The organism is Streptomyces sp. NBC_00691 (assembly GCF_036226665.1).
Taxonomy (GTDB): Bacteria; Actinomycetota; Actinomycetes; order Streptomycetales; family Streptomycetaceae; genus Streptomyces.
On sequence record NZ_CP109007.1, the window covers coordinates 213,237 to 226,735 of the forward strand.

A 13,499-nucleotide genomic window follows, 5' to 3' on the forward strand; every position below is an offset into this window, starting at 1 on the left:
TCGACTACGCCGGGCCGCACCCGGGGTTACAGGGCTCGGGTCAGGCGTTCGGTGAGGAGCCGGGTGAAGCGGGCCGGGTCGGGCAGGTCGCCTCCTTCGGCGAGCAGTGCGCCGCCGTAGACCAGTTCGGCGATCTCCGCGAGTGCCGGATCGTCGGCGTTGGCGTCGTGCGCCGCGCGCAGGGCGGTGATCAGCGGGTGCGTGGGGTTGAGTTCCAGGATCCGCTTGACGGTGGGCATGTGCTGGCCCATCGCCCGGTACATCTTCTCCAGGGTCGGCGTCACGTCGTGGGCGTCGCCGACGATGCATGCCGCCGAGGTGGTCAGGCGGGACGACAGACGGACCTGCTTGACCTGCTCCGACAGGGTGGTGGTCAGCCACGGCAGCAGGGCGGCGAAGTCCTGCTCGCGCTGCGCCTTCTCGGCGTCGGCTTCCTGGTCGCCGTCGGCGGAGGCGTCGAGGTCGACCTGCCCCTTGGCGATGGACTGCAGGCGGTGGCCGTCGAAGCCCGGCACCCGGTCCACCCACACCTCGTCGACGGGGTCGGTGAGGATCAGGACCTCGTACCCCTTGGCGGCGAAGGCCTCCATGTGCGGGGAGTTCTCCACCATCGCGCGGCTCTCGCCGGTCAGGTAGTAGATGGCCTCCTGCCCGTCCTTCATGCGCTCGACGTACTCGCGCAAGGTGGTGGTCCGCTCCGGGTCGTGCGTGGAGGCGGCCGACACCAGCTCGAGCAGGGCCTCGGTGCTGTCGGTGTCCTCGACCAGGCCCTCCTTCAGCGCGCGCCCGAACTGCGCCCAGACGTTCGCGTAGCGTTCGGCGTCCTTGGACTGCATGTTCTTGAGGGCGCCGAGAACCTTCTTGACGAGGCGCCTGCGTACGCCTCGGATCTGGCGGTCGTGCTGGAGGATCTCGCGGGAGACGTTCAACGACAGGTCGTGGGCGTCCACGACTCCCTTGACGAAGCGCAGGTAGTCGGGCATGAGCGCTTCGCAGTCGTCCATGATGAACACCCGCTTGACGTACAGCTGTACGCCGCGCTTGGTCTCCCGGGAGAACAGGTCGAAGGGTGCCTGTGAGGGGATGAACAGCAGCGCCTCGTACTCGAAGGTGCCTTCGGCGCGCATGTGGATGGTCTCGGCCGGAGGCAGCCAGTCGTGGCTGATCTGCTGGTAGAACTCGTTGTACTCGTCCTCGGTCACCTCCGTGCGCGGCCGGGCCCACAGCGCCTTCATCGAGTTGAGCGTGTCGACATCGCGGGTCGGCTCGCCCTCGGCGTCGGCGCGCTCGGTGGCCATCCGGATGGGCCAGCGGATGAAGTCCGAGTACTGCTTGACGATCTGACGGATCTTCGACTCGGACAGGTAGTCGGCGAGCCCGTCCTCGCTGTCGGCGGGCTTGAGGTGCAGGGTGACCGAGGTGCCCACGGGCAGGCCCTCGACGGCCTGGATCGTGTAGGCGCCCTCACCGTCGGACTCCCACGCGGTACCGGATTCGGTGCCGGCCCGCCGGGTGCGCAGGGTGACCTTGTCGGCGACCATGAACGCGGAGTAGAAGCCCACGCCGAACTGCCCGATCAGGTTCTCGGCGGTGGCGGCGTCCTTGGATTCCTTGATCTTCTCCAGCAGTCCGGCGGTGCCGGACTTGGCGATCGTGCCGATCAGGTCCACGAGATCGTCCCGGCTCATGCCGATTCCGTTGTCACGGACGGTCAAGGTACGGGCGTCCTGATCGACCTCCAACGAGATGTGCAGGTCGCCGGTGTCGATCTCGGCGATGCCCGAGTCGGTCAGCGATTCCAGCCGCAGCTTGTCCAGTGCGTCGGAAGCGTTCGAGATCAACTCGCGCAGGAAGATGTCCTTGTTCGAGTAGATCGAGTGAATGACCAGCCGGAGCAACTGGCGTGTCTCTGCCTGGAATTCCAGCGTCTCGACACTGCTACTCATGGGGGTCTCTTTCTGTGGGAAGGTCATGAACGGAGAGGTCGTCAACGGACGGGTCTCGGGCCGGTGCGCATCGTTGCCCGCCGAAGGCATGGTTCGGTCGGGCCGGCCGCCTCGGCATTCTGTGGTCCGCTGGGGCAGGAGTCAGTCATCGTCGGGCGCCGGCGTCGTGAGTTGGTCGTCGAGGGCGTCCAGGGAGGCGACGAGGTCGGTGTGGCGGGAATCGAGGTAGCGGCGCATGTCGGCCAGGGGGGTGAGGAGCTCAGCAGCGTCGGCGGCACCGAGAGCGGCGTGCAGGGCGGCCTGAGCCGAGCGCGCTTCGGGCCCGAGGTGGTCGAGCGCGGTGATACGCCCGGCGAGGCGGCGCAGGTCGGCGGCGTGGGCGCGGGCCCAGGTGACTGCGGCGCGTTCTGCGGCCCTGGCCTGGCGGGTGGCCGTCACGCGCTGCTCACCGGTGGCGCCGACCGCGCCGGGGCGTCCTCGCAGGTAACGGCGTTCGGCGGCCTGGCGACTGGCGACGCCGAGGGGAGGGGCGAGATCGGCCCAGCTGGCGCCCGCCTCGCGCGCGGTTTCGATCAGGCCGGTCTCCCAGCCGGCGAGCTGCTCGCGTACCCGCCGGAGCAGCACCAGGCAGGCCAGCGCCTGGTCCGGGCCGGGGCCGGCGGTGTCAGGAGTCTCGTGCTGGGCATCGCGCAAGGCGTCGTCGATGGCGGCGAGTGCCGCCACCGCCGCGAGGAAGGACGCCGGGCTGTGGGCATCGGTGCTGGTCGTGATCGGCTGATCAGCTGCGGTCACGGGCACCCCCTCGGTCGGTCATCACATCGACGACACCATGTTTGTCATCCATTGGATGACATGTTACAACGGTTTCAGTGAAGCGCATGGGCAGCAACTGCCCAACCTGCTGGAGGTGTTCTCACGATGTTGCTGCGCACCGACCCCTTCGGTGAGCCGGCCCGTCTGGCACCGCTGACGGGACCTGCCACCTGGTCGAAGCCGTCGGCGATGCCCATGGACGCGTACCGCGAGGGCGACGGGTATGTGGTGGCCTCCGACATCCCCGGAATCACCGCATACGCGATCGGCGTCGGCGCCGACGCCGTGCTCGCCGACTCCCTCGGCTGACCCTTCCGTCGCCGACACGGCGGACGAGGGCCCGATGGGGCAGGCCTCTGCCAGTTCCCCTGAGCTACGACGGCCCATCCAGCCGCCGCCAACCCACTCGACCTCCCCCGGGGTGGCCGTACGCGGCACCCCCAAAGCTCCCTGAAAGGCAGAGAACGCAATGATCACCGACGCGCGCGTACCGCTCGAAAGGCAGCAGTCGCACGGGACGGCGTACGAGCACATGCTGGAGAGGGTTCGCTACGAAGGCGCTTACCCCACCCGCGAGAGGGCAGACGAAGCCGTCCGTCTGGTCATGGCGGGGCTGGGACGTCGGCTGACCGGCGATGAACGCGTGGATCTCGCGGCCTGCCTGCCTCTGGAGGCCGCACGCGTGCTGACCACGCAGATCCCCGACCCCCGGCCGCTGACCGGTTGGGAGTTCGTCAAGGACCTCGCCGCACGTTCCGGCGCCTCGCTGGCCTCCACCCGCTGGGACACCGGCTCCGTCTTCGCAGCCGTCGCCGCCCACGCCGGCCCCCACCTGATCAACCGCATCCTCCGCCGACTCCCCACCGGCTACGCCCTGCTGTTCGGGCAGGCCGAACTCGCACCCACGACGTAAGAGGCCACCACAGAAGCTGTCGATCATGCGACTCTCGGTTCGGTCGGTCGGTGGTCCGACCGCGGGGCACCGTCAGTCTCGGCTGTAGATCGTGCCCTCCCTGGGAGAATTCGCGCGACTCCGCGCGCCGCCTGCGTCACCCGTCCCGGCCTGTGTTCGCAGGAGGAGCAGGGCCGTGTCGTCGGTGTGTCGGTCGGTGGGCCAGGCGCGGTGGATGAGGGAGTCGGCCAGGCTCTCCGCATCCTCACCATGGTGGCGGCCGAGGTACCAGGCGAGGTCGCTGACGGTCTGGTCGATTTCGATGCCGGGTACTTCGACGAGTCCGTCCGTGTACAGCACGAGGGTGCTGCCCGGCGGGAGGTCGAGGTGATGGACCGGATAGTCCGATCCGTGGTCGATACCCAGGAGGGGGGCGGGATCCAGCCCCACGACCGATCCCGGGCCGCCGGGACGGTGCAGCAGGGGCGGTGGATGGCCGGCGCTGGCGAGGTCGGCGGCGCCCCGGGCGAGGTCGATGCGGGCGTACAGGGCGGAGACCAGGAGCTCGGTGCCCAGATCCAGGAGCACGCGGTTGGTGTGTGCCAGCACCTGGTCGGGCGAGGCGTTGGCGGTGGCGTGGATGGCGGTACGGACCTGGCCCATGAGGGCGGCAGCGGCGATGTTGTGGCCCTGGACGTCGCCGATGACGGCGGCGACGGTGGCGTCGTCGAGGCGGATGACGTCGTAGAAGTCGCCTCCGATGTCCATGCCATGGCTGGCGGGGAGGTAGCGGGTGGCCATGGTGAGGCCGGGCACGACCGGCAGACTGTGGGGCAGGAGCGCTTCCTGGAGCCCGAGGGCGAGGCCGTGCGCATCGTCGTAGAGCCGGGCCCGGTCCAGGGCCTGGGCGATCAGGCCGGCAAGGGAGGTGAGGACCGCCCGCTCGTCGGCGGTGAACGTGTGCGGCCGGTCGTAGGAGAGGATGCAGCAGCCGACGGGCCGGCCGGAGATGAGCAGCGGCAGGAACGCCCAGGCGCTCTTTCCGCTGAGCAGCGGGGCCTGGGGGAACTCGCGGACGATCTCCTCGGGGCTGCCGAAGAACGCGGGAACGCCGGTCGACAGCACCTGTCCGGCCGGGGTGACGCCCGTGCTCAAGGGCAGGCCGTCGAGTCACTCGATGGTCTCCCGGTCGTAGCCGTGCCAGCCGGTGATCTTCAAACGGCCGGCATCGGCCGCGGACAGGACCAGACCGTCCGCACCGAATGCGGGCAGGACCTGCCCGGCGACCAGCTCGACGACATCGCTGACCGCCACGGTCTCGGTCAGCGCGGACGCCAGGTGCAGAAGCTGGTAGAGGCGGCCCGTGTGGGCGGTCGGTGAAGCGGCGGACACGAGACGTGGAATCCGCCGCCGGGTGCTGTCGGGGACCGGAGAGGGACCGCCGGATGCGTTGGTGATGCGGACGCTGATGCCGCTGACGTCGGGATAGAGCTGAAAGCACAGTGGCCGGTCGGGGGGATGGAGTGCAGTGAATTCGACGGGTTCCCGGCTGATGACGGCGGTGCGGTAATGGTCCTCGACAATCGGCCGGTCCAGCCATGGCAGGGACTGCCACGGCCGCGTTCCCAGCAGTTGGCTCACACTGCGGCCGAGCAGAGTGGCCGCCACACCGTTGACGAAGGTGACCCTGCCCTCCAGATCCAGCGCCAGCGCGCCCTCGGGCAGCCGCTCGGCGAAGTCCGCAGCCGCCGACCCGGCCCCGCTCACGTATGGGGAAGGCGGCGTCAACGGAACGCGAAGGGGCTGCAGAGGTTGCCGGGGCTGCTCCGGGGACTGGTCCAGCCTGTGTGCGATGCCGCGGGCTTCCGCAGCGATATGACCGCTTTCGCGGCGGGTGACACGGTCCGGGTGGGATGCCGGCCACAGCAGGACCAGACCGCCCCAGCAGCGCGTCCGACCAGACAGCGGCGCTGCAGCGAGCGCGAATCGGTACGGCAGGCTGACCGCGACCCGCGGGTACGTGAGGGCCATCTGCTCCTGGGAGCCGACCCATACGAAACGGTCGCCCCGAACGGCCTCGCTGACCGGAGTGGCGGTCGCGAGCGGGATCCGGTGCCAGGGCCAGGCCACCTCCTCCGGCAGCCCGCACAACACCGCCAGGTTGAGGGCCTGAGCGGGCCTGTCCAGCAGGTAGAGCACCCCTGCGGAGGCGCCGGTGCGCCGCACGCTGTCCACCAGCGCGGCTCCGAGCAGCCCCAGGTCGGAAGGCTGCTCGGCGAAGCCAGGTGCCACAGCTCGCATAAGGCGACGATACGCTGACGCACCCCATAGGGTCCGCTCGCCGCGACTCGCCCACACCCCCCTCCATGGACTGCCTGTCGGAAAATCACTCCGTCCCGCGCCGCAGCGTCGGCAGCCGGGCGGGGCGCCGTCGCCTCTCCGCCGGCCGGGTAGTCGACCTCGGCGAGAGGCCTGAGCGTGTGGGCGTCGAGCAGGAGGTGAGTGCCTTCCTCCGCCCCCTGCTCCTCGGCTGCCGCGACCAGAATCCGCTTGTCATCGACGAAGCCCGGGGTGGAGCCGACGAACACCCACTCCCCGGGGAGAACCTCGCCGGCCTCGATGACGACGTCGTCGGCACCCTCCTGCGTACGGCAGAGACAGCCTCCGCCGACGTCCTGGCCGACCAGCACCCCGCCCGTGCCCAGACCGACGTAGGGTTCCTCGGCGGCGCCCGCTGCCCGGACGTCGAACCCGTCGGTCGTGCAGGTGATCAGGAGGCAGTGCGTACCGTCCTGGCCCATGGACGCGGTGAGCAGAACCTCGGGGCGTGCGTCCGGGAACTGCTGGAAGGCGTACGTCGCCGAGAAGGACGGCAGGACGTGCTCGGCGAGTACCTCGCCGGTGTCCAGGTCGAGAGCGCGGCAGATGTCGCCCGTGGAAAGCCCGTCCGCCCCGAGGGGTCCGGCCATGGTCGCCAGAAGGACACGCCCGGCCGGGTCGGGCGTGCAGCCGCCGGAGGCCTCGGGCGCATGTTGCCAGTCCCGGTGGCGGTGTTCCCAGCGGACCGTTCCGTCGGGTTCCTGGGCCTGCCCGCACGGCTCCTCGCCCGCGAGCCCCTGCCCGGTGTCACCGAGGCGCTGGGGGAACAGGGTGGTTCATGTGCTCTTCCCAGTCCGTGTCCGAGGTGTGGCGGCTGGGCCAGCAGGGCTGCCGCCGGTGGGTGGGTTCGTCACCATACGTCGGGCCGCTCCGTGGGTGGGCAGCCTTCGCCGGTCCCCTAGCACTCGGCGCACCAGCGCAGCGCTGGAGGGCCTTCCTGCGCCCCTCGTCGTGGTGGCACGGGGCGGGTACAGGCCTCGTCTGTGGGCACACGAGACCTCATGCACGGACAACACGCGCGTCCCGCGAGCACGCTGTTCGGCCTTGCCCGCGCAACCGAGACACCGCCGCCCGGGCGCGGAGGTGCAAAGCACTCCCGCCAAGGCCGTCCCACCGGACGCCTGCGCCGTCGGCTTCTCGTCTACCGGGCGATCGACTTCCTGTCCACGCACATCCCGGACCAGTCCGGACCAGGCGAGGAATGCCTGCTTCTCGTCCACGTCCGTCAGATCGTCGGTCGGGTCCACTACCGAATGTGCTCCGACTGCACACAGGGGGTGATCACCGCCATCGTGATCGACAAACGGTTCCACAGTACCGGGCTCGGTACGCGGGCGCTTTCGCACCTGCGTTCCCGCCACCCGGGCCTCGCCTGGCGCAGCACCGTGAGCATGCGCACCACCCGCGATCTCATGCGGCGGATGAGGATTCCCGCGCTCACAGCCGACACGCGCTGTCCTCACATCCGCCGGCCGCACCGGCCGATGTCCGATCCAGTGGTTGCAGACGGATGACTGCTGGTGACTGCTGGCTGGTGACTGTGGCTGCTGGCACAGTGCCATGAGGCCGAGCGCGAGCGGACATCCGTAACTCCAACCGCGCTCGGGCATGTGCTCGAAGTTAATCCTGTTAGACGCCGGCGAGCATCGTGGGGATGGCGAAGATCGCGGCCCACGCCGAGATATGGCGCATGCCGTCGTCCTGCGAGGTACCCAGCCTGGCCTACTGGGCGTCCGGGACCGAGGGCAGCAGCCCGTCCGGGGAGAGAAGAGCATGGAAGCGGCCGGCGCGGGGTTGCCGGTTCAACCGCGCACGGCTGGGGTGTCGTCGCCCAAGGAGAGGCGGGCCGTGATCCGCTTGCCTCCCTCCAGTTGTTCCGTGGACAGCTTCTCCGTGATGGCCTGGATGATCTCCATGCCGTGCTGGCCGATTCGACCGGGGTCGGCACCCCGGACGGCGGGGACGGCCGGGCGGCGGTCGCACACGCTCACCTCCACGCTCCCTGCGTGGATGCGCAGCTCCATGTGCACGGGGCCGGGGGCGTACTTGTGGGCGTTGGTGACCAGCTCGCTGACGACCAGCGCGGTGAGGTCGTACACGCGCTGCGGGATCGGCAGGCCGTGTACGGTGCCGGCAACCGCGAGGAAGGCTGCGGCGTGGCGACGGGCTTCGGCGATGCAGCTGAGGTCGTCACCGTCGAGCTCGTAGCCGGCACTGTGCAGGTAGGCGCCTGCTTCCCCGAGTTGCGCACCGCGGTCCGTGTCATCGGGGCGTCTCACTCACCGGCTCCGTCCTCGTTTCCGCCACGTGCAACGCTACCGGCCGCCCGGAGGGCCGCCGTGGGTAGCCCGGGTCTGGGTCGGCCGGCCTGGTGTGCGCGGACTGCGCGTCTGGGGCACAATCACCGGCGAGCCCAGCTCTCGAGGCCAAGAGTAGGCGCTGTTGGAGAGATGATGACCAGCAATGAGCAGACGGACCAGACTCGGCGGCTGTCCGTGCAGCACCATGTGACCGACGGGATCCGTGTCGTGAGTCTCCGGGGGGAGATCGACCACACCACGAAGGACGTCGTACGGGACGCCTTGCTGTCGCAGGAGGCCACGCCGCGAACCGTGGCAGATCTGGAACACGTGACTTTTCTGGACTCCAGTGGCATCAATGTCCTCATCTATGCCAACCAGCACTTGGTGGACGTCGGTGGATGGCTCCGACTCGCGGCAGCCGCAGCGGCCGTCCAGCGGGTCATCGAACTCGTCGGGATCGACGGCGTGATCCCCTGCCACCCCACCGTTGAAGCGGCCCTGCACGCCTGACACGGCGCGCTGCGCCCGCCCCCTGCGAGCCTGCCGTCGTCCGAATGCGGCGCCGGTCGGTTCCACCGGTTGCGGATGCTCGCTGACCAGACATAAGGCAGGTCGCGGCCCGGCGGACGACCGTCAAAAGAACCCTGCCCCCAGCCGCAGCCGCGAACACAGCGCGGGCATGCCCGGCATGCCCGTCACCTCCTCGGGTTCTCCCCGTACCTTCCGCGTCGGGTCGCGTGACGCGGAGGCCGAACACTCTGCTCGGGCCCGGGTGCACACCGCGAAGGCCGCCCTCGGTGAACGCCGCACAGCGTGGTGGGATCAACCCCAGCCGAAACGTCGCACCCGTCGGCACGAGGGGCTGGCCTCTCTCGACCGGGCCGACGGCCGGGAAAGCACCGACGACGTTGCCGACCGAAGCACGGAGCTCATCCGATGGAGCACGCGACGGCAGGGCCCTGGCTGCTTCGACGCCGTCCCGCCCCGTCCTGGACGGACCCTCACGGCCGCCGTGCCCACGGCCGGTGCGCGCGACGGTCGGTGATCCTCGGCGCATCACCGTACCGAGGTTGGCCGTGCGCTCGTCCTCGACCTCGGCAAGGGGTCAGCGCCCACGGCACACAGGTACTCCTCCCAGGGACGGCAGGACATGCCCGCGCACAGATCGCACTCGCGCAAGCGGGGTCGGCCAGGGCATTGCGTTGCTCCCACGCCGCAACGCGTCCTGGCCAGCGGCGGCCGGATTCGCGTGGAGCTTCGCGCCCCGGGTCCGGAGCCCTGTGCTCAGGGCCGCACGGCCCCTGCAGCCGGCCCTTTGCCCATGAACACGGCAGCCGTCGCCGGCGTCGGCCGACTCGGATGTTTGGAATCCCCGGCACGGTGAAGACGTGCTGACATCGGCTTTATCCATCGAGATAGGAGAAGCGCATGGGCATCATTGCCTGGATCCTGATCGGACTGCTCGCGGGCTTCATCGCCAAGGCCCTGATGCCGGGCAAGGACCCCGGCGGGATCATCATCACGATGCTCATCGGCATCGCGGGCGGACTGCTCGGCGGCTGGCTCGGCAAGGTCATCTTCGGCGTCGACTCCATAGACGGCTTTTTCGATCTCTCCACCTGGATCGCCGCCATCGTCGGCTCTGTCATCCTCCTGGCTGTCTACCGACTGGTCACCGGCAACAAGCACCACCACCGCCACGCCTGACCAGCCCCACCGACCCCACGCACAGGCCAACGGCTCCCCCCTCCCGAGGGCGGAGCCGTTCCGCTGCCGTCAGCAACGCCGACCGCGAGCGCGGGGCCCGTCGGAAGACGGTCGTCGAGGACGACCGGTGCTCCTCGTACAGATGCGCCGGGACCGTGGGACCCTGGCACCGTCACGCGCAGCCCCGGCCGTACGCTTCGAACGCCCCTCGCCACGCCGACAGCGTCGAACCCGTTGTTCTGACGGTCCGTCGGGCCCGACACTGAGGACAAGGGGGTACGACGATGACAGATCAGCCATTCCAGCCCGTAGCGGCCCCGGGCGCGAGGGACCAGGACGCACCGGCCACGGACGCCGAGCTGAGACAGGCGGTCAGGGCGACGCTGACGCTCAAGGCCAACGCGATCCCGCTGTGGGCGCGCGCCACGGCCAAGCCCGCATCGCTGGACGGACACCTCCAGCACGTGCCGGAGGGACCGCGGCGCGCGCTGTGGCGCGGCCTGGTCAAGTCCTGGCTCGAAGCCCGCGCGGCCGAACTGATCGCGGCCCTCAGGCCGCAGTTCGACAGTTCGACCGAGGCCGCGATGGGCTGCTTCGTCGACGTGAAGCACGGACTGGTGCACCAGGACCTGCTACCGGTGCTCACCGAAGACGCCTTGGAGCGGCTCGAACAGTTCGTGTACGACACGGATTTCGCGAAGAATGCCGTTGCCTGCCTCGCCTCCCTGAAGGTGGATTTCCTGGCGTACTGCTCCCGCGCCGCGGAGCTGGAGGCGTACCTGGAGGAGCGCCGGGACAGCCTGGTCCAGGCACACGCCGAGCTGAAGACCGCGATGCAGCAGGCCAGCGCCCAGAAGCAGCGGGTTACGCAGGCGGGCCTGACCCTGTTCCTCGAACCGCGCGTGCAGGCCCTCGACGGGCTGCTCACGGCAGCCCAGAAGGTCGTGATCGACCAGACGCCGGACCTGCTGATCACCCAGGTGGATACCGCGTGGACGCAGGCCCCCACGGCCACCGCCGCCGACCAGAAGGCCGCGATCACCAGCTCCTTGGGATCCGCCGCAGCCCACTGCGACATAGCCCGTGGCAATCTGAAGCTCCCGGTGCTCCGCATCGGGGACCCGGTTCTGGTCCAGTTCCAGCCCCTGAGCGCCCTTCCGGCCAACGACGCGGGGAAGATCGGCTGTACGGCCATGCGCAAGGCCTTCGGCGAGCCGTGGATCCGCGCCCTGAGCGCGCTGCCGCAACCGAAGCTCTCGCGAATCGTCTCCCTCTGCGGCCTCAAGATGGTCCGCGACACCCTCGTCAAGCGACTGACCGCGGAGCGGATCCACGAGATGGACGCCGCCGTGGCGCTGCTCACCGCCCCCGGCGACGCGGACGTGGCCTGCGGGAAGGTCGCGAGCATGGGCTACACCCGCATCGCCCTGCCTTCCGGCGTCACGGCAGCCGGCTGGCAGATCATCGGCCAGTGGCTGCTTCCCAACTCCTTTGCCGACGGAAACTACGAGACCGACGAAGCCTGCCTCAAGCACCTGCACCAGGAGCTGCACCCGCAGGTCTCGAAGGCCACCGTCGAGGCCTACTTCGCCGACCTCGTCACCGCCTGCCGCAGGGCCCGCACGGCGTGGGGCCACCAAGCGAACAAGACCGTGCCCCTCGACCACCCAGCGGTCACCTTGACCCACGGCGCCCAGTGGAACATCTCGATCAAGGCGTACCTCTCGACGTCCCTGGTCTTCCACGTGGACGGCGGCTACGAGAAATCTCCCTGGCACGCCATCCAGTAGCGGCGGCCACCCCGGCGCAGGCGTGCGATCCGCCGCTCACCGTAGGACGGCCCGATACCTCAACCGACTCCCCCGGCGCGTTCCCACTCCATCGGGGTGGGTCGCGGCGGGTCGCAGCTCGGCGAGACGGTCGTGATTCCATACGCCCGGCTCGCCCCGATTCCGTTTCCGGCGGCCGCCGCCGTGCGCGGCTTCGCGCGCGAACGCGCAGTCCAGGTCGGAGATCTTCGGACGCGGACCGGCGGTGGGCGGCTTGAGACGTGGCCGACCAGCTCGTCCGGACGATCGCCGCCCTTCATGACGAATACCGAACGGGCGATGCGAAGTGCGAGCGGCGGCGCGCCGAGGAAGCCCCCGTGAGTACGGAGGCCCCGGCGGGGCGGTCGCGGCGAGCGCGCCGGCCGGAGAACGAGAGGCGTTCGGTCCGCAGCCGGGCGAAACCGCTGTGCCGCCCGGACAGGGGGGTCGTCGTGCCGCCCTGACAGGTCGGTATGCCGCCCGGACAAGGTCGGTGTGCCGCTCGGACACCCGAACGGATACGCGGCGAACAGGCCGCGCCGCCGGCCCACCGCAGGGGCGGAGGGCCGTTCCCAGGCGCCGCGTCAGCACCGTGCCGGTCACCGCAGCCACGACGCGCGGATCAGTTCCCCGCCTTACGCTCAGAGCGAGCCCGGCGGTCCGTACACGCCCGCCAGCTCGACCGCCAGACGTGCCAGCCGCTCCCTCGCCTCCGGTGGGTCCAGCACCTCCACGCGCGCGCCCAGCCCCGCCAGTTGCGTCGCCACTACCTCCGGCGTCGGCCCGTCCACCCGTATCTCCGTCCACCCGTCGGAAAACACCGCACCGACACGCAGGCGCCCCTCGAACAGCCGCTCCAGGATCGCCATCGCACCCGGCTCGGCCCGGGCCCGGACCGTCGCCGCGTACAGGCGCTCCTCCAGGCCCGCGGCGAACGAACGCCAGACCGTGGCAAGGTCGAAGCCGTCCGGCCGTACGACGGGCACGCCGGTCGCCTCGGCCGAGGCGACCCGGCTGAGGCGGAAGGTCCGCAAGCCCCGCTCCGTCCCGGCCACGAGGTAGTCGTGCCCCGCCTTGGCCACCAGCCCGAGCGGATGGACCGTTCGCACGCCCACCGGTTTGCCGGGCCCCGCGTAGCCGAGCCGCACCTGGATCCCGTCCACGACCGCTCGCCGCAGGACCTCGACGTGCGGCCCGGCGGCCCTGCCGGCGCCCGACCAGTCCGTGCGGTCGGACAGACCGGCCCGCGACGCCGCCTCCGCGCCCGAACGCAGAGGCGCGGGCAGCGCACGCACCAGCTTGCGCAGCGCCGTACGAAGCTCGGGCGTGGTCGCCGAAGGACCCGCGAGCAGGAACAGCGCCCTGGTCTCCTCGGCGGTCAGCCCCGTGAGGTCCGTACGAGCGCCGCCGACCAACGACCAGCCGCCCCCGCGCCCGCGCTGCGAGTAGACGGGCACACCCGCGGCGGACAGAGCCTCCAGGTCACGCCGCGCGGTCCGCGGCGACACCTCGAGCTCGGCCGCCACCTCGGCCACCGTCACACGGGTGCGGGTTTGGAGGAACAGCAGGGTTGCCACCAGGCGATCGGCTCTCATGCCGATCATTCTCATCCGGAAAGTGGCCAGGGGATGACCTGTTCTGCTTCCAGGAT

9 protein-coding genes and 2 pseudogenes are annotated in these 13,499 nt (G+C 70.2%); 6 read left to right on the plus strand and 5 right to left on the minus strand.

Translation table 11 applies throughout. The annotated features are described in order from the left end of the window. Positions 1-26 precede the first annotated feature (26 nt). Both htpG and OG392_RS01070 read right to left on the minus strand, forming a co-directional pair. Positions 27-1,946 (minus strand): molecular chaperone HtpG, encoded by a 1,920-nt coding sequence (gene htpG, locus OG392_RS01065; RefSeq protein ID WP_329274414.1) that lies wholly within the window; start codon positions 1,944-1,946, stop codon positions 27-29. Between the two features lie 141 nt (positions 1,947-2,087). Beyond that, a complete protein-coding gene (locus OG392_RS01070) occupies positions 2,088-2,738 on the minus strand; it encodes a type III effector protein (RefSeq protein ID WP_329274416.1) in 651 nt (216 codons plus the stop codon). A gap of 126 nt (positions 2,739-2,864) precedes the next feature. On the opposite strand from OG392_RS01070, the pseudogene OG392_RS01075 reads away from it, so the two are divergent. Both OG392_RS01075 and OG392_RS01080 read left to right on the plus strand, forming a co-directional pair. Beyond that, positions 2,865-3,041: pseudogene (locus tag OG392_RS01075) on the plus strand (Hsp20/alpha crystallin family protein); the annotation flags it as partial. A gap of 187 nt (positions 3,042-3,228) precedes the next feature. Further along, positions 3,229-3,672: a DUF2267 domain-containing protein gene (locus tag OG392_RS01080; protein ID WP_329274419.1), complete on the plus strand. Its 444-nt coding sequence runs from the start codon at positions 3,229-3,231 to the stop codon at positions 3,670-3,672. A gap of 72 nt (positions 3,673-3,744) precedes the next feature. Here the strand turns inward: OG392_RS01080 and OG392_RS01085 are convergent. Beyond that, positions 3,745-5,952: pseudogene (locus OG392_RS01085) on the minus strand (SpoIIE family protein phosphatase). A 1,079-nt stretch (positions 5,953-7,031) separates the two neighbouring features. Between OG392_RS01085 and OG392_RS01090 the strand changes: the two are divergent. After that, positions 7,032-7,544 carry a hypothetical protein gene (locus OG392_RS01090; RefSeq protein WP_329274422.1) on the plus strand — a complete coding sequence of 171 codons (513 nt, stop codon included), beginning with the start codon at positions 7,032-7,034 and terminating at the stop codon, positions 7,542-7,544. A gap of 288 nt (positions 7,545-7,832) precedes the next feature. Here OG392_RS01090 and OG392_RS01095 read toward each other — a convergent pair whose 3' ends face one another. Beyond that, positions 7,833-8,309: an ATP-binding protein gene (locus OG392_RS01095; protein ID WP_329274424.1), complete on the minus strand. Its 477-nt coding sequence runs from the start codon at positions 8,307-8,309 to the stop codon at positions 7,833-7,835. 174 nt (positions 8,310-8,483) lie between these two features. Between OG392_RS01095 and OG392_RS01100 the strand changes: the two genes are divergently transcribed. The 3 genes from OG392_RS01100 to OG392_RS01110 all read left to right on the plus strand — a co-directional run bounded on the left by OG392_RS01100 (position 8,484) and on the right by OG392_RS01110 (position 11,830). Beyond that, entirely contained in the window at positions 8,484-8,843 is a 360-nt protein-coding gene (locus OG392_RS01100; protein ID WP_329274427.1) for an STAS domain-containing protein, read from the plus strand. A 918-nt stretch (positions 8,844-9,761) separates the two neighbouring features. Continuing rightward, the gene (locus tag OG392_RS01105) at positions 9,762-10,040 is read left to right on the plus strand and encodes a GlsB/YeaQ/YmgE family stress response membrane protein (protein ID WP_329274429.1); all 279 of its coding nucleotides are present in this window, start codon (positions 9,762-9,764) and stop codon (positions 10,038-10,040) included. A 284-nt stretch (positions 10,041-10,324) separates the two neighbouring features. Then, positions 10,325-11,830: a hypothetical protein gene (locus OG392_RS01110; RefSeq protein ID WP_329274431.1), complete on the plus strand. Its 1,506-nt coding sequence runs from the start codon at positions 10,325-10,327 to the stop codon at positions 11,828-11,830. A gap of 659 nt (positions 11,831-12,489) precedes the next feature. On the opposite strand, the gene OG392_RS01115 is transcribed toward OG392_RS01110, so the two are convergent. Continuing rightward, complete coding sequence (locus OG392_RS01115) at positions 12,490-13,443, minus strand: helix-turn-helix transcriptional regulator (protein ID WP_329274434.1); 954 nt, start codon at positions 13,441-13,443, stop codon at positions 12,490-12,492. Positions 13,444-13,499 lie beyond the last annotated feature (56 nt).